Here is a 16,456-nt window from a genome sequence, read left to right as displayed (position 1 = left end):
GATGAACAGGAACGCGCGATGAAACGCGAGATCTTCTGTGCGCTCGCCTGCGGGATGATTGCACTGCCGGCGTGTGCCGCGGCCGATCTTGACGCCGTGCTGCTGCACGAGAGCCGCACGGTGACGGCCGACGGCGTGACGCGCACGACGCTGTATCGCGAACGGATGGTGCGGCGCGACGGCCACGTGTGGGTCGAACGCGTGCTGCCCGCCGCGGCGGCCGGCGGCGGTCAGGGCGACGATCACGATCATGACCACGATGCGGGCCCGGGCCGCCGCGCCGGCGTGCAGCCGGCAGCTGCCCACGCGGGCCACAGGCATTTCAACTTCCAGGCGGCTGCACGGCATGTGACTTACGACGGCAAGACGGCCCGCATCGAGTACGTCGATGCGGCGAACCGGACGGTCGTCAGCGTGCCGCCGGCCGAGTACGAAACCACGGGCTTCGACGGCTCGTGGGACAACGCGTACTACGTCACGCCGCCGTCGCAGCTGAAGCGGCTCGCGGTCGCGAAGCGCGGCGACGCGCCCGGCACCCTCTGGTACGAGCAGGCGGTCGATACGCCCGGCGCGCGCGGCGTGAACCGGATCCTGTGGAGCGAGACGCTGCGGGCGCCGCTGTCGGTCGAATACCGGAGTGCCGACGGCCGCGTCGTGCGCAAGCTGACGTTGACACCGGCGCCGGCCGCGCGGCGCGAGCCGCCGCCGTGGACGATGCTCGCCCGCTACGCGCGCAAGGAATACGCCGACTATCTGGATTGACCGGCGGGCGGCCACACGTTACCGATTACCCGACGGCTTCGGTCGATCGTGCGATGCGTACGCGGGGTTTGCGGTCAGGCCGGCCGGTATCGCCATCGCGATACGGCCGGGCGCTGGCCGCTTTTTTCTCTTTCTGAAGTCGTGTCACCCGGCAGGGGCGGCCGACGATCCGCTAGAACCGCGCGCCGTCCGGCACGCGCGTTGACGGCCGCGACGCGACCCGCTTGATGAAGCGGTCGAGCGGTGTCGCATAGCCGCGCGCGATCGCCGCGCTCAGCACCGCCGACAACGCCAGATACGCGATCAGCAACAGCAGCCGGGTGTCGCCATGCGTGGCCGACGGCGGCCAGAACGTGCGCAGCCCGCCGAGCACGATCAGGTGAAACAGGTACAGCTCGTAGCTCAGCGTGCCGGCCCGGCGCAACGGCGCGAGCAGGCGGCCCTGCGCGCGCGTGCCGTTGACGTGCGCGCCGATCAGCAGCACGGCCGTGCCGAGCGCCATCGCGGTGACGCCGGCGACGTGGCTTTCCGCGATCGGCCAGGCCAGATACAGCGCGGCCATCGCCGCCGCGACGAGCCCCTGCACGAGCGGCGCGGCGAGCCGCTGCCAGCTTTTGCGCTCGGCCAGCAACGCGGTGCAGCAGCCGATCGCGATCCCGTCGAACGACGCGAAGTACGCATAGAGGAACCCGCCTTCGTCGCCGGCGTGCGTGAAGCGGTACACGGGCCCGATCGCGGCGACGGCCACCCAGAACGCGACCAGCCGCGCATCGCGGCGCAGCGCGATGCACAGCAGCGGAAACGACAGGTAGAACACCTCTTCGACCGACAGCGACCACAGCACGCCGAGCGCGTAGTTGACCCACCCGTATGCGCCGATCAGCACGTTCATCCAGAACGTCAGCGATGCGAGATTCACGAGCCAGAACGACACGGCGATGCCTTCCGGCGCGTGGTTCCGGAAGATCGGCACGCCGGCCGCCGCGAGGCCGTTGACGAGCGCGAGCAGCAGGAGCAGGCACGGGACGATGCGCGCGACGCGCGACACGTAGAACGCGCGCACGTCGACCGCGCCGAGGTTGCCCCAGCGGTGCCGCGCGTTCGACGTGATCAGGTAGCCCGAGATCGCGAAGAACATCGTCACGCCGTAGTTGCCGTTGCGCACCACCGCATGCACCGTTTCCCAGCCGAATACGCGCGCGAGCGACGTCTCGCGCAGCGAGTAGGGGATGTTGAAGTGATGCAGCAGGACGAGCACGATCGACACTCCGCGCAGCAGGTCGATCCGCGCGTTGCGCGGGCCGGCGCTCATTGCGGCCTGCCCGGTTCGGCGAGGGCGGGCAGCGTCGCCAGGAACGTGTCGCGTGCGCGCAGGCCGGCGTTCGGCGTCTGCCGCTCGTCGTCCTGTATCAGGTACGCGAACGCGAGCGTGCGCGGCCCTTTGGCCGCCCAGCCGACGAACCAGCCGTACGCATGCGACGCATCGTACTTGCGCCCCGGCGACCCGGTGCCCGTCTTGCCGTGCACGATCCAGCCGCCGGGCTGCGTATCGATCAGCGTGACGCGCTCGGTCATGTCGTAAGCGTGCGCGCTGACGGGCAGCGTCCGGTTCGCGATCTTGCGCATGAAGCCGACCTGTTCGAGCGGCGAGATGCGCAGCGATGAATTGACCCAGGCGCCCATCACGCCGTTCAGTTCACCCTGCCGGCTGGTCACGTCCGCGTTGCCGTAGCCGAATGCGGTCGTGTACTGCTGGAAGCGCGCCTGCCCGAGCGCCTGGGTGACCTGCTGCGAGTACCAGAACACCGACAGCTTCATCCAGCGCGCCGGATCGGTCGGCTCGCGCCACGGCGCGCCGCCCCAGTCGGGGTAGCCGGTGTGGAACTCGAGCGTCGGTGTGTGAGCGTCCTTCAGGACGCCCGCATCGAAGCCCATCAGGCTGATGGCGACCTTGAACGTCGACGCGGGCGTGACGCGGGTCGCGCAGTCGCCTTGCTGCACGAGCATCTGGCCGGTGGTGGCGTCGGCGACGACGGTGCACACCGGGTGGGCATGGGAAGTCGCGCTGGCCAGAAGGCCGGCGACGAGGGTGAACAGCGCGCGGCGCCAGTGCTTCAAGTGACACTCCTTGGGGATGGGCGGCAGGTGCACGGCGCGGGCGAAAGGCGGCGGGCCGTGCGCAATGAAGGCGACGGCCGGCATCGAGGAAGGCGGGGATGGCGGCCGTTGCGCAGGCCCACAGTGTATCGACGGATCGTCGTCCGTTGACCTGTCACGGTTGACGGGGCGATTGCGCGTCCATTGTCCGTTCCGGCGTCATCGGCCGGTCACGCGCGTTGCGGCGCGCATGAAAAAACCCGCCGGCAGGCTGGCGCGTGCGGGCGGGCGAAGACACTTCGGGCCGACCGGCGCGGGTGTCGCGTGAAGAACGGAGAACCGGGTTGCGTCAGAACTTGTGGCGCAGCGCGAGACGCACGGCCACCTGGTTCGACGTCGACGACGGCGCGTCGGTGCCGGGGATGAACGCGTTGTCGAGGATCGAGTTCGTCTTGTCGCCGGCGATGTGCTGGTACGCGGCCTGCACGTACACGTCGGTGCGCTTCGACAGGTTGTAGTCGGCCATCAGCCCGACCGAGTGGATCTTCGGTTTCGCGTCGCCGGTCGACGCGTCGTATTTCTCGAGCGACAGCACGTACTGCGCGCCGACCATGAACGCCGGCGTGACCTGGTACGAACCGTTGACCTCGAAGTTCTGGTACTTGATCGCGCTGACCGTCGCGCCCGGTGCGATGATCGCGCCCGGCGTGCCGAGGTAGCCGTTGCCGGTCGGGTTCTTGTAGTTCGAGTTCGTGTACGCGAAGCCGAGCGTCGCGGGCCCGAACGTGTAGTTGATGCCCGCGCCGAACACGCGCATGCGCTCGGCGATGTAGCTCGCGTCGTTCGCGGTGATCGCGCCGGCCGAGCCGTTGCCCGGGTGGTTCGCCTGCAGGTACGCGGCGCCGATCAGCAGCCCGTTGTTCTGGTATTGCGCGCCGAAGCTGTACGCGCGGTTGTCCGAGAAGTTCGTGCTGTTGCTGAAGCTGTATGCGCCGCCGAACTGGAAGCCGCCGAAGTTCGGGCTCGCGTACTTCACCGTGTTGTCGAGGCGGAACGAGTTGTCGGTGTTGTCGTTGTCGAACGGGTGCGCGAGCAGGTAGCCGCCCCAGTTGCCGTTGGCCGTGGTCGGCGCGAGATAGTCGACCACGGAGTCGTACTGGCGGCCGAACGTCAGCGTGCCGTACTGCGCCTGGCTCAGGCCGACGTACGCCTGGCGGCCGAACATGCGGCCGCCCTGGTTGAGCCGGCCGGAATTCACGTCGAAGCCGTTTTCGAGCTGGAAGATCGCCTTCATGCCGCCGCCCAGATCCTCGCTGCCCTTCAGGCCCCAGCGGCTGCCCTGCGCGTAGCCGCTTGCCATCTCGTAGACGTGGCCGGTGCCGACGTTGTTCGTGTAGTTCAGGCCTTCGTCGATCACGCCGTACAGCGTGACGCTGCTCTGCGCGAACACGGGGGCGGCGAAGGTTGCCGTTACGGCGAGCGCCGTCAGGGTCTTTTTCATTGAGAGATCTCCGGGATATCCAGCTTCTTGTATCGGTTGTCGTGGGCGCGACCGGCGAGGCGCGCCCCGTCATCCGGGGCGTTTCCGGCGCAGCGCGCGCGGCGCCGGAAACGCGCGATGCGCGGCGGCGCGGCGACCGGCTGTGCCGGGTCGTGTCTCCTCCGATGACACCGCGCATTCTTCCCAAGCCGAAGAGGAACCGGAAGCGAGTAATTTCGATGGATGGGATCGGGTTCGCCGATGGGGTCGCGGCCAGCCGTTTCGACAGTCGAAACCGTGTGCGCGGCGCCGCACGCCAACGCCGGTCGCGCCCTCGCCGGACGGGGGCGCGACGCAGCCTGGCCGGGGCCGTGCGCAGGCGCGGGAGATCGGACGAGAGGCCCGCCAGGCGGGCCTGGCGGGGCGCCCGGAGATCGATTGGCGCCGCCGATAGCCATGATCGGAATTACTCGTTTCCCTAAACATATTGGCGGCTGAAACATGCAGGCTGACCGGACGTGGCCGGATGCACGATTCGCCGGTCGCCGCGCATGCCGCGACGCACAAACAACAGATTCGATTTGGAGACGACCCACCATGCAGATTCGACGACTGAAAACGGTCCTTCTCGCCGCCGCGGCGATCCTGTCCGCGCCCGCGGCCCACGCGGCCGGCGGCGCGTGCGCCGACGGCAAGACGGTCCATTTCGCGGGCATCACGTGGGAGAGCGGGTCGTTCGCGACCGAAGTGCTGCGGCAGATCATGGAGAAGGGCTACGGCTGCAAGACGGACGTCGTGCCGGGCAGCACGGCCGCCACCGAAACGGCGCTCGCGCGCAACGACCTGCAGATCTGGGCCGAGCAGTGGACGGGCCGCAGCGAGATCACCGCGAAGGCTGTCTCGTCGGGCGCCGTGAAGCTGATCGGCGACACGCTGCCGGGCGGCACGACCGAAGGCTGGTTCGTGCCCGACTACGTGGTGAAGGGCGATCCGGCGCGCAACATCAAGCCGGTCGCGCCCGGGCTCGTGTCGGTCGACGATCTGCCTAAGTTCAAGCAGGTGTTCGCCGACGAGGAGGAGCCGGACAAGGGCCGCTTCCTGAACTGCCCGACGGGCTGGGACTGCGAGCGTGTGAACACGCGTCTGCTGAAGGTGCTGAAGCTCGACCAGTCGTACACGAACTTCCATCCGGGCACCGGCGCGGCGCTCGACGCGGCGATCGCGTCCGCGTACCAGCGCGGCGCGCCGATCGTGTTCTATTACTGGGGCCCGGCCGCGCTGATGGCGAAATACAAATTCACCGCGCTGAAGATGCCGGCCTATAACGACGCATGCTGGAAGACGCTGCGCGACGAGAGCAGCACGCACCAGTGCGCGTCGTCGTACATGGTGTCGCGGCTGACGGTCGGCGTGTCGAAGCCGTTCGCCGATGCAAACCCCGATCTCGTCGGCGTATTCGGCAAGGTGCGTTTCCCGATGGACTTCCTGAACCAGACGATCCTCGAGATGACGACGAAGAAGATCGACGGCGCGGCGATGGCCACGCAGTTCCTGAAGACCCGCCAGGACATGTGGAAGCAGTGGGTGCCGGCCGACGTCGCGCAGAAGATCGCCGGCAGCCTGAAGGGCGCGTAACCTGCGCGCGGCGGCGGGCCCGCGCCCGCCGCCGCCGTCACGCGCCTTCGCGGCGCGACGGAGAATCAACATGAACGGCTTCTTTCTGCACCTGTCGATCGCCGACTGGGTGAACAGCGCGCTCGAGACGTTCGTCGCGCAATACGGCGACAGCTTCCATCACTTCAGCGTGCTCGTGTTGCGCTACCTGCTCGTGCCGCTCGAAGGCGCGCTGCGCGTGGCGCCGCCGTGGCTCGTGCTGCTGGTCGTCGGCGCGATCGCGTGGAATGCGACGCGCCGCATCGGCCTCGGCGCACTCTTCATGCTGCTGCTCTACGCGATCGGCTGCTTCGGCCTGTGGGACAAGCTGATGCAGACACTCGCGCTGATGCTTGTCGCGACGGTGCTGTCGGTCGCGATCGGCGTGCCGGCCGGCATCCTCGCGTCGCGCAGCGCGTGGCTGCGGCGGATGCTGCTGCCCGTGCTCGACGTGATGCAGACGCTGCCGAGCTTCGTGTACCTGATCCCGGTGCTGATGCTGTTCGGGCTCGGCAAGGTGCCCGCGATTCTCGCGACGATCATCTATGCGCTGCCGCCGCTGATCCGCCTGACCGATCTCGGCATCCGCCAGGTCGATCCGGACGTGACGGAGGCCGCGCGTGCGTTCGGCACGACGCGCTGGCAGCTGCTCGTCAACGTGCAGCTGCCGCTCGCGCGGCCGAGCATCATGGCCGGCATCAACCAGACGACGATGATGGCGCTGTCGATGGTCGTGATCGCGTCGATGATCGGCTCGCGCGGGCTCGGCGAGGACGTGCTCGCGGGCATCCAGACGCTCGACGTCGGCAAGGGCACGCAGGCCGGCCTCGCGATCGTGATCCTCGCGATCGTGATCGACCGGATCAGCCAGGGCTTCGGCCAGGAGCGTCGCGCGCGCCGCCGGCTCGCGCAGCAGCGCCGGCAGAAAGGCGCGTCGCGCGTGCCGTACCGGCTGCCGCGCAAGGCGCAGCCGGCGGCCGTCGATTCGAATCAGGCGACGCAATCGTCGCGCGCATAGGAACGGAGGCAGACATGGCGACCATCGACGTCAAACACGTGTACAAGCTGTTCGGGCCGCAGGCCGCGCATGCGCGCGTGCTCGACCTGCTGCGCTCGGGCAGGCGCAAGGCCGAGGTGCTGGCCGAAACGGGTTGCAACGTCGGGCTCAACGACGTGAGCCTCGGCATCGAGTCGGGCGAGATCTTCGTGATCATGGGGCTGTCGGGTTCCGGGAAATCGACGCTCGTGCGGCACTTCAACCGGCTGATCGAGCCGACGGCCGGCGAGATCGTGATCGACGGCAGCGACGTGATCAAGCTCGACGCGCACGGGCTGCGCGAGCTGCGCCGCTACAAGGTCAGCATGGTGTTCCAGAACTTCGGGCTGCTGCCGCACCAGACCGTGCTCGACAACGCCGCGTATGCGCTGCGCACGCGCGGCGAGAAGCGGCACGACGCGGCTGACGCCGCGCGCAACTGGCTGACGAAGGTCGGGCTCGACGGTTATGGCGATCATTACCCGGACGAGCTGTCGGGCGGGATGCGGCAGCGTGTCGGGCTGGCGCGCGCGCTGGCGGCCGATACCGACGTGCTGCTGATGGACGAGGCGTTTTCCGCGCTCGATCCGCTGATCCGCACCGAGATGCAGGATCAGCTGCTCGAACTGCAGGCGACGCTCGCGAAGACGATCGTGTTCATCACGCACGATCTCGACGAGGCGCTGCGCATCGGCGACCGGATCGCGATCCTGCGTGACGGCACGCTCGTGCAGGTCGGCACGCCGGACGACATCCTGTCGCGTCCGGCGGACGATTACGTGAAGCGGTTCGTCGAGAAGCGCACGAGCGTGAACTGACGCGTCGTGCCCGGTCAGGCCGCGCGGTGCGCGGCCGTCGTCAGCACGATCTTGCCGACGTGCTCGCCGGAGTCGATCAGCACGTGCGCGCCGCGCGCGTCGTCGAGCGCGAAGGTGCGGAACACCTGCGGCTTGACCGTGCCCGCCGCGACGTGCGGCCACAGGTGCCGTTCGAGTTCGGCGATGAGTGCGCCTTTCTCCTCCGGCGTGCGCGAGCGCAGCGTCGAGCCGATGTGCGTGAGGCGCTTGGTCATCATCGGCCACACGTCGAGTTCCTTCGCCGGCCCGGCGAGCGCGCTGACCTGCAGGATCCGCCCGTTCATCGCCGCGGCCCGGTAATTGCGCGCGACGTAGTCGCCCGCGATGATGTCGAGGATCACGTCCACGCCCTTGCCGGCGGTGATCCTGTCGACTTCGGCCACGAAATCTTCTTCCTGGTAGTGCACCGCGTGATCCGCGCCGAGCCGCAGGCTCGCGGCGCGATGCGCTTCCGAGCCGACCGTCGTGATGACGGTCGACGCGCCCATCGCCTTCGCGATCATCGTCGCGGTGGTGCCGATGCCCGACGCACCGCCGTGGATCAGCACCGATTCGCCCGCCTGCAGCCGCCCGCGCTGGACCAGGTTCAGCCAGACCGTCAGGAACGTTTCCGGCATCGCCGCGGCTTCGATCATGTCGAGGCCGGGCGGCAGCTTCATCGTCGTGAGGTGATGGGCGACCGCGTATTCCGCATAACCGCCGCCCGTCACCAGCGCGCTGACCCGGTCGCCCGGCGCGAAGTCGTGCACGGCTTCGCCGGTCGCGACCACTTCGCCCGCGATTTCCAGGCCCGGGATGTCGGATGCGCCGGGCGGCGGGTTGTAGAGCCCCTTGCGTTGCAGCACGTCGGGGCCGTTCACGCCGGCGGCGTGAACCCGGATCAGCACTTCGTCGGCTTTCGGCCGCGGCACCGGGCGACGTGCGGTCGCGAGGACTTCGGGGCCGCCGGGGCGGGTGATTTCGACTGCCGTCATGTCGGCGGGAACGGGGGAGAGCGTGTCGGACATGTTTGCCTCGGAAAGACAGGTGAGTGATCGGTGAAAAAAGTATAGGCTTGGGCCTTGATGAATTCGCGCAGCGATTTTCACGACCACAGATGCAAATTTGCATCACACCGGGAGAGGGCGCTTGAACTGGGACGACGCACGGATTTTTCTCGCGATCCACCGTGAACGCAGCCTGCGCGGCGCTGCGCGGGCGGTCGGGCTCGACCAGGCGACGGTCGGCAGGCGGCTCGCGGCGCTCGAGCGCGCGCTCGGGGCGACGCTGTTCCTGCGCACGTCGGCCGGGTACGTGCCGACCGCGGTGGGCGAGGTGGCGCTGCGCAACGTGGAGAAGATGGAACAGTCGGCGATCGATCTGGTGCGGCAGACCCAGGGCGTCGACCGGCGCCTCGCCGGCGACGTGCGCGTGACGACGACCGATACGATCGGGCTCGAATTCGTGATGCGCGCGATGCGCAACCTGCACGACGAGCATCCGGACGTGCGCGTGCTGCTCAACACGTCGACGCAGGTGGAGAACCTGGCCAAGCGCGAGGCGGACATCGCGATCCGCACGATCAAGCCCGACAATCCCGATCTGCTCATGCGCCGGCTCGCAGCGTGGCCGACGGCGCTGTACGCGTCGGAGGAATACCTGGAGCGGCATGGCGAGCCGGTGCCCGGCACCGGCTTCGAAGGGCATGACCTCGTGTGCTTCCTGCCGCACCTGAATGCGCGCGGCCCGCTGACGGTGGTCGGCGAGCCGGTGCGCGCGGGGCGGATCGTGTCGGCGCTGAATTCGAATCTCATGCTGCGCGCGGCCGCGCGCGCCGGGCTCGGGCTCGCCGAGCTCCCGGTGCCGATCGCGGAGCGCGACGGGCTGGTGCGCGTGTGGCCGGCGCGCACGTCGGCGCGGCCCTATGAAGTCTGGATGGTCACGCACAAGGATCTGCGGCATACCGCGCGGATGAGCGCGATGATCGATCACATCGTGCGGGTGTTCGACGAGGTGGAGGCGCGGGGCAGAGCGGGAGATTGAACGTGACTCGAAGGACAGGATGCGGCACGCTGCGACGTGCCGGCGATCTGCGGGATCGGCCCGGGCGGGTGTGACCGGTTCGATGCGGGCGAGCGGCCTTGGGGGCGTGAATGACGAACGGCGGCGGCGATTCTACGGTGAACGAGAGGACTCGATGAACCGATTCAGTGTGGACGGAAAAGCGCTTGGCGACTGGGCGAAGTTTCACGACTACTTCGCGGGCGAATTCGGATTTCCGGGTTACTACGGCCGGAACATGGATGCATGGAATGATTGCATGAGCGACTATTGCTACGAGCACGGCATCGTGTCGCTGCGGATCGACGATGCGGGAGCGTTGAAGGAGCGCAATCCGGAGATTTTCGCCGCACTCGTCGAGTGCAGCGCGTTCATCAATTGGCGAGCAACGAAGGAAGGGGGTGACCCGTTGATCGTGTTGTCCTATTGGGCATAGTCGCGGCGTTAACGTTGCATCGAGGTGCATCGAGTTGCGTCGTGAAGCCGATTGCCGGGACGGCAATCGGCGAAAACGCAGCCGCCTCAATGCGTGACCGTTTCCCGTTCGCTTGCGCTCACGGCAGACGCTTCGCCGTGCCCCGCATCCGCCAGGATCAGATCCGCGCCCTTTTCCGCGACCATCATCGTCGGCGCGTTGATGTTGCCCGACGTGATGTTCGGGAACACCGACGCATCGACGATCCGCAGCGCCTGCAGCCCGTGCACGCGCAGCGACGCATCGACCACCGACGTCGCCGCGTCCGGCCCCATCGCGCACGAGCCGCACAGATGGTAGATCGACCCCGACTGCTCGCGGAAATACTGCAGCATCGCTTCGTCGGAATCGACCTGCGGCCCCGGCGAGATTTCCTCGACTGTCATCGACTTCAGCGCCGGTGCGCGCATCAGCGCACGGATCACCTTGCTGCCCTGCACGGCTTCGTCGAGATCCTTGCGCGTGGTGAGCGCGTTGACGTGGATCTTCGCGGCATCTTCCGCGTGGTTCGACGCGATCTCGATCGTGCCGCGGCTCGTCGGCCGGCACGGGTTGAACGCGATCAGGAAGCCCGAATAAGGCTCCGGCTTGATGCTCGCGCGGTCGCTCTTCGGAATCCGGTACGACAGCGGATTGAAGTAGAGCTGGAGGTTCGGTTCCTGCGCGTCGTCCGTGCCACGGAAGAAGCCGCCGGCCTGGTTCACGCTCATCGCGAGCGGCCCGCGCTTCGTCAGCAGGTAGCGCAGCCCGATCTTCATCTTGCCGAGCAGCGTGCCCATCTCGTCGTTCAGTGTCGGCCGGTTCGCCTTGAAGTAGAAGCTCACGCACAGGTGGTCCTGCAGGTTGCGGCCGACGGCCGGCAGCGCATGCACGAGCGGCACGCGCCGGCGCGCGAGCAGCGCCGGATCGCCGACGCCCGACAGCTGCAGCAGCTTCGGCGTATCGACCGCGCCGGCCGCGAGGATCACCTCGCGCGCGGCGACGAGCGTTTCGTCGCCGTGCTCGCCCGCGACGACCACGCCGGTGGCGCGCGTGCCGTCGAAGGTCACGCGCCGCACGAGCATGCCCGGGCGCAGCGTGAGGTTCGCGCGGCCCAGCGCGGGACGCAGGTACGCGAAGCTGCTGGAGCAGCGTTCGCCGTTCTTCGTGTTCAGGTCGTAGATGCCCGCGCCTTCGAACTGCGCGCCGTTGAAGTCGTCGGTGCGCGGCAGGTTCAGTTCGCCGCAGCCCTTCAGGAATTCGTGGACGATCGGATGCACGTCGGCCTTCATCGACGTGATGTGAATCGGCCCCGTCGTGCCGTGATACTGCGGATCGGTCGCGCCGGCCGCGTGGGTTTCGAGCTTGCGGAAGTACGGCAGCACGTCGTCGTACGCCCAGCCCGGATTGCCGGCGGCCGCCCAGTCGTCGTAGTCGCTGCGCTGGCCGCGCACGTAGACCATCGCGTTGATCGAGCCCGACCCGCCGACCACCTTGCCGCGCGGGCAGTACAGCTTGCGATCGGCGAGCTGCGCCTCGGGCTCGCTGTAGTACATCCAGTTGTAGCGGCGGTTGTAGTAGGTCTTCGTGAAGCCGACCGGCACCTTGAACCAGAACGACGCGTCGCGTTCGCCCGCCTCGAGCAGCAGCACCGAGTGCCGGCCCGACTCGCTCAGGCGGTTCGCGAGGATGCAGCCGGCCGAGCCCGCGCCGACGATGATGTAGTCGTAGCTCATGTCTGTCCTTTGCGCTCAGCCCTTCGCGGGGGCGAGATCCTTCACGTCGACGGGGTGCTCGCCCATCTGCAGGTGTAGCCGTTCGCCCGTGTACGGCGTGTGGCGCCGCACGACGTCCATGTCGAGCTCGATGCCGAGGCCCGGCTCGTTCGACGGGATGATGTAGCCGTCCTCCCAGCGGATCGGCGTCTTCACGACTTCGGCATGGAAACCGCCCCACGTCATGATGCTTTCCTGGATCAGGAAGTTCGGCGTGCAGGTCGCGAGCTGGATGCTCGCGGCGGCACCCACCGGCCCGTTGTACAGGTGCGGTGCGACCTGCGCGTAGTGCACTTCGGCGAGCGTCGCGATCTTCTTCGCTTCGAGCAGGCCGCCCACGCGCGCGACGTTCAGCTGCAGGATCGACGCGCCGCCCGCCTGCAGCAGCTTGTGGAACTCGTACTTGGTGGTCAGGCGCTCGCCGGTCGCGATCGGGATCGACGTGTGCTTCGCGACCTGCGCGATCGCTTCTTCCTGGCCGGGGGGAACCGGCTCCTCGAACCACAGCGGGTCGTACTTCTCGAGCCGCTTCGCGAGCCGGATCGCCGACGACGGCACCATCTGCCCGTGCGTGCCGAACAGCAGGTCGGCCTTGCTGCCGACGGCTTCGCGCACCTTGCGGCAGAACGTCTCGCAGCGGTCGAGCACGTCCAGCGACAGCTGGTGGCCCGAGTAGGCCGTATACGGGCCGGCCGGGTCGAACTTCACGGCGGTGAAGCCGAGCTTCACGTTCTCGGCCGCGCATTCGGCCGCGAGATCGGGATCGTCGTAGTCGTATTCGCCCTTCGCGTTCTTCGGGTACAGGTACGTGTACGAGCGCAGCCGCTCGTGGATCTTCCCGCCGAGCAGTTCGTACACGGGCTTGCCGGCGGCCTTGCCGATGATGTCCCAGCACGCCATTTCGAGGCCGCTGACGACACCCATCATCGTGAGGTCCGGTCGCTGCGTGAAGCCGCTCGAATAGGCCTGGCGGAACAGCCGTTCGACGTGATGCGGGTCGCGGTTCAGCAGGTGGCGTTCGAACACGTCGTCGATGATCGGGGCCATCGCCTTCGGGCCGAACGTCGCCGAATAGATCTCGCCGACGCCTTCGATGCCGTCGTCGGTCTTCAGCTTCACGAAGATCCAGTACATCCCGCCGACATGCGGCGGCGGCACGGCGACGATATGGGTTTCGAGCGAAACGATCTTCATGCGGACTCCTGGATTCGGTGAATGCGGGTGAGACGGTATTTGAGGAAGGCGGCCGCGCCCGCGCCGCAGAGCGCGATGGCCGCGATATAGCCGAAATAGAGCTGGTAGCCGTGCGCGCCCGGGAAGGTCTGCGTCACGTAGCCGTTGATCAGCGGCACGAACACGTCGGGCGAATAGCCGAGCACCGAGATCAGGCCGATCGCGAGGCCGGCGCAATGCGTCGGCACCTTGCAGTCGTCGAGCAGCGACCAGTACAGGCCGCGGATCGCGTAGGTGAGGATGCCGATGAACAGCACGAGCACGACGAGCATCGCCTGCGGGCTGTGCGCGGGCGCGGCGATCAGGCCGACGAGCGACAGCGCGGCGAGCAGCAGCGCCCAGAACAGCACCGACACCTTCGATACGCGGTCGCCGAGGAAGCCGCCGCCGATGCCGCCGATCGGGCGCATCCACAGCTTGAGCGTCGTGATGAAGCCGGCCGCCGTCGCGCTGAGCCCGAAATTGCCTTCGTGCAGATAGGCCGAGAAGCTGTAGGTCGCCCAGAACACCTGGTAGCCGCAGAACACGATCGCGGCGACGAGCCACAGCTCGGGGATCGCCGCGAGCGTCTTCAGGTCGGTCAGCACGTTGCCCTGGCGGTCGCTGCCGGTGCGGCGCTTCGCGGCGGCCGCACGGTCGCTCGTGCCCGCCGGATCCTTCACCAGCGCGAGCAGCACGCCGAGCGCGATGCAGAAGAACGCGTACAGGTGCACGACGAGCCTGAAGCCGGCCGCGTCGGTGCCGCCGTGCGCCTGCGTCACGTAGGCGAACAGCGTGATCGCGATCGTCGCGAGCAGCGCCTCGACGAGCCCGCGGCCGCCGTCGAGCAGCCCGAAGAAACGGCCCTGTTCGTCGGGGCCCGCGATCATGTTCACGCGCTTGATCACGGCGGCCCAGAACGTGAGGCCGGTGGTCAGCCCCCAGCCGCCGAAGATCAGCACGAGCGTGTCGAACGACGGCCCGGTCGCGTAGGCGAGCCCGAGCGCGCCCGTCGCGAGCAGCGAGAAGCAGATCAGCCAGCGCGGCGACAGGCGGTCGGCGAGCCAGCCGCTCGGCAGGTAGCTGACGAGGAAGATCGTGCCGAGCGACGAATACAGGTAGCCGAGCTGCACGTCGTCGATATGGAAGAACTGCAGCATCGTCGGCTGGTACACCTGCCGCAGATACAGCATCGGATAGATCGCGCCCGCGGCAATCACGAGCAGCAGCAGTTGCAGGTAGCGTTGCGCGCGGGAATGCTGCGACGCGTGAGCGTCGTCGTGCAACGCGAGCGACGCGGCGGGCGTCGACGGCTGGGTCGGCATGATGTCTTCCTCCATCAGGCGTCCTTGAGGCGGACGCCTGCAGTTTTTTTATGGTCTGGTCGGGTCAGGAGTGGCGCGCGGCGTGGCGTGGTGCCTTGGTGCGCGCGCCGGAAACGGTGCGTGGGTATCGCGGTGTCAGTACTTCATGACGACGAGGCGCGTCTGCGTGAATTCGAGCATCCCGTGCTTGCCGTCGTCGCCGCCGAGGCCCGAACGTTTCCAGCCGGCGTGGAAGCCCTGGTACGGATCGGCCGGCGTGCGGTTCACGTACAGTTCGCCGGCTTCGATCGCGTTCGCGACGGTCATCGCGGTGCGGTAGTGCTCGGTGTAGAGCACCGACGACAGGCCGAACTGGTGGTCGTTCGCCTGCGCGATCGCTTCGTCGATCGTCGCGTAGCGCAGCACCGGCATGATCGGGCCGAAGGTCTCCTCCCGCACGATCTCCATGTCCTGGCGCACGCCGGTGAGCAGCGTGGCCGGGTAGAAGAAGCCGGGGCCGTCGGGGATCGCGCCGCCGGTTTCGAGCGTCGCGCCTGCCGCGATCGCGCGTTCGACCATCGCGTGGATGTGCGCGCGCGCCGATGCGCTGACGAGCGGGCCCATCCGCGTGGCGTCCTCCGCCCGGTCGCCGATGCGCACGGCCGCCATCTTCTCCTTCAGCAGTGCGACGAAACGGTCGTGCACGCTGTCGTGCACGTACACGCGCTCGATCGCCGTGCAGAGCTGGCCGCAATGGGTCGTCTTCGACGCGACGAGTGCAGCGGCCGCGCGTTCGAGATCGGCGTCGGGCTCGATGATCGCGGGCGTCTTGCCGCCGAGTTCGAGCGACGGCTTCGCGATGTTCGCCTTGCAGTAATCGAGCACCTTGCGGCCCGCGTTCACGCTGCCGGTCAGCGTGATCATCCCGACTGCCGGGTGCGTGCACAGCGCTTCGGCCGTCGCGTGATCCATCGTCAGAAGGTTGACGACGCCCGGCGGAAAGCCCGCATCGTCGGCCGCCTTCGCGATCTCGAACGCGGATACCGGCGTGTGGTTGCTCGGCCGCACGACCACGGTGTTGCCGGCGATCAGCGCGGGCGCGACCTTGCGCAGCAGCGTGTAGACGGGATAGTTGAACGGGATCAGGCACGCGACGACGCCGATCGGCTCGCGCTGCAGGAACAGGTTCTCGTCGGGCGTGTCGCTCGGGATGATCTCGCCCTCGATCCGGCGTGCCCACTCGGCGTGATAGCGCGTGATCTGGCCCGCGTAGACGGCTTCGTTCGACGCGTCCTCGACGCTCTTGCCGGATTCCTGCGCGAGTGCCGCGCCGATCTCGGGTGCACGCGCGGTCAGCGCGTCGGCGAAGCGGTGCAGGTACGCGGCGCGCTCGGCGCTCGGCAGCTTGCGCCACGCCTTCTGCGCGGCGGCCGCGGCGTCGACGGCGGCGAGTGCGTCGGCCGGCGTCGCGGCCGGCACGCGCGCGAACGGCGCCTCGGTGGCGGGATTGTGGACGACGATGAACGCGTCGCTTTCCGGGGCGACGAAACGGCCGTTCACGTAATTGCGTTCGGTGCGCATGAAGTGACTCCTCCGATGAATGCAGGCGGATCGCTTCGGGTGGCGACACGCGCGGCACGGGACAGAGGCCATTCTCTTCATGCGTTTAGCGCACGACAAACGACTTATTTTCGCGCTGGGCATGAGAAAAACGCACGTTACTCGGGCTGTCGGCTGGAATCGCCCGTCCGGCAAGGCTGCCGTGGCGCGGGCCGGGGGGCCGGGG

The 16,456-nt window shown here is 68.0% G+C and carries 14 protein-coding genes; 6 read left to right on the top strand and 8 right to left on the bottom strand.

The genetic code is table 11. From position 1 onward, the window contains the following. The first annotated feature begins 18 nt into the window (after positions 1-18). The gene (locus PQB87_RS32340; RefSeq protein ID WP_489243297.1) at positions 19-762 is read left to right on the top strand and encodes a hypothetical protein; all 744 of its coding nucleotides are present in this window, start codon (positions 19-21) and stop codon (positions 760-762) included. A 172-nt stretch (positions 763-934) separates the two neighbouring features. Here PQB87_RS32340 and PQB87_RS32335 read toward each other — a convergent pair whose 3' ends face one another. The 3 genes from PQB87_RS32335 to PQB87_RS32325 all read right to left on the bottom strand — a co-directional run bounded on the left by PQB87_RS32335 (position 935) and on the right by PQB87_RS32325 (position 4,360). Then, entirely contained in the window at positions 935-2,074 is a 1,140-nt protein-coding gene (locus PQB87_RS32335; RefSeq protein WP_059687237.1) for an acyltransferase family protein, read from the bottom strand. Next, positions 2,071-2,880 carry an OXA-1043 family class D beta-lactamase gene (gene blaOXA / locus PQB87_RS32330; RefSeq protein WP_489243296.1) on the bottom strand — a complete coding sequence of 270 codons (810 nt, stop codon included), beginning with the start codon at positions 2,878-2,880 and terminating at the stop codon, positions 2,071-2,073. The genes PQB87_RS32335 and blaOXA overlap by 4 nt, the downstream gene beginning before the upstream one ends. Before the next feature lie 328 nt (positions 2,881-3,208). Continuing rightward, positions 3,209-4,360, bottom strand: a complete 1,152-nt coding sequence (locus PQB87_RS32325) for a porin (RefSeq protein ID WP_059687236.1) — start codon at positions 4,358-4,360, stop codon at positions 3,209-3,211. Positions 4,361-4,936: 576 nt separating this feature from the next. On the opposite strand from PQB87_RS32325, the gene PQB87_RS32320 reads away from it, so the two are divergent. The 3 genes from PQB87_RS32320 (at position 4,937) to PQB87_RS32310 (ending at position 7,846) form a co-directional block, all read left to right on the top strand. Then, positions 4,937-5,974 (top strand): ABC transporter substrate-binding protein, encoded by a 1,038-nt coding sequence (locus PQB87_RS32320; RefSeq protein WP_048021501.1) that lies wholly within the window; start codon positions 4,937-4,939, stop codon positions 5,972-5,974. A gap of 70 nt (positions 5,975-6,044) precedes the next feature. Further along, a complete protein-coding gene (locus tag PQB87_RS32315; protein WP_059498223.1) occupies positions 6,045-7,010 on the top strand; it encodes an ABC transporter permease in 966 nt (321 codons plus the stop codon). A gap of 14 nt (positions 7,011-7,024) precedes the next feature. Continuing rightward, the gene (locus PQB87_RS32310; RefSeq protein ID WP_321900473.1) at positions 7,025-7,846 is read left to right on the top strand and encodes a quaternary amine ABC transporter ATP-binding protein; all 822 of its coding nucleotides are present in this window, start codon (positions 7,025-7,027) and stop codon (positions 7,844-7,846) included. A gap of 14 nt (positions 7,847-7,860) precedes the next feature. Here PQB87_RS32310 and PQB87_RS32305 read toward each other — a convergent pair whose 3' ends face one another. Continuing rightward, positions 7,861-8,892, bottom strand: coding sequence for an NAD(P)H-quinone oxidoreductase (locus PQB87_RS32305; protein WP_489243295.1), 1,032 nt, complete (start codon positions 8,890-8,892; stop codon positions 7,861-7,863). A 121-nt stretch (positions 8,893-9,013) separates the two neighbouring features. Between PQB87_RS32305 and PQB87_RS32300 the strand changes: the two genes are divergently transcribed. Next, positions 9,014-9,907 carry a LysR family transcriptional regulator gene (locus PQB87_RS32300; protein WP_060233591.1) on the top strand — a complete coding sequence of 298 codons (894 nt, stop codon included), beginning with the start codon at positions 9,014-9,016 and terminating at the stop codon, positions 9,905-9,907. A 154-nt stretch (positions 9,908-10,061) separates the two neighbouring features. Further along, a complete protein-coding gene (locus PQB87_RS32295; RefSeq protein ID WP_021160527.1) occupies positions 10,062-10,361 on the top strand; it encodes a barstar family protein in 300 nt (99 codons plus the stop codon). Between the two features lie 86 nt (positions 10,362-10,447). On the opposite strand, the gene PQB87_RS32290 is transcribed toward PQB87_RS32295, so the two are convergent. The 4 genes from PQB87_RS32290 to aldA all read right to left on the bottom strand — a co-directional run bounded on the left by PQB87_RS32290 (position 10,448) and on the right by aldA (position 16,251). Continuing rightward, complete coding sequence (locus PQB87_RS32290; RefSeq protein WP_489243294.1) at positions 10,448-12,115, bottom strand: GMC family oxidoreductase; 1,668 nt, start codon at positions 12,113-12,115, stop codon at positions 10,448-10,450. A 15-nt stretch (positions 12,116-12,130) separates the two neighbouring features. Then, the gene (locus PQB87_RS32285) at positions 12,131-13,348 is read right to left on the bottom strand and encodes a mandelate racemase/muconate lactonizing enzyme family protein (RefSeq protein WP_059687229.1); all 1,218 of its coding nucleotides are present in this window, start codon (positions 13,346-13,348) and stop codon (positions 12,131-12,133) included. Continuing rightward, positions 13,345-14,706 (bottom strand): MFS transporter, encoded by a 1,362-nt coding sequence (locus tag PQB87_RS32280; protein ID WP_489243293.1) that lies wholly within the window; start codon positions 14,704-14,706, stop codon positions 13,345-13,347. Before PQB87_RS32280 ends, PQB87_RS32285 begins: the two co-directional genes overlap by 4 nt. Before the next feature lie 120 nt (positions 14,707-14,826). Next, positions 14,827-16,251 (bottom strand): aldehyde dehydrogenase, encoded by a 1,425-nt coding sequence (gene aldA / locus PQB87_RS32275; RefSeq protein WP_059687228.1) that lies wholly within the window; start codon positions 16,249-16,251, stop codon positions 14,827-14,829. Positions 16,252-16,456: the final 205 nt, after the last annotated feature.

The organism is Burkholderia sp. KL41 (assembly GCF_057005415.2).
Note: the sequence above shows the minus strand (reverse complement) of the source record. Positions and strands in the feature narration are given on the sequence as shown.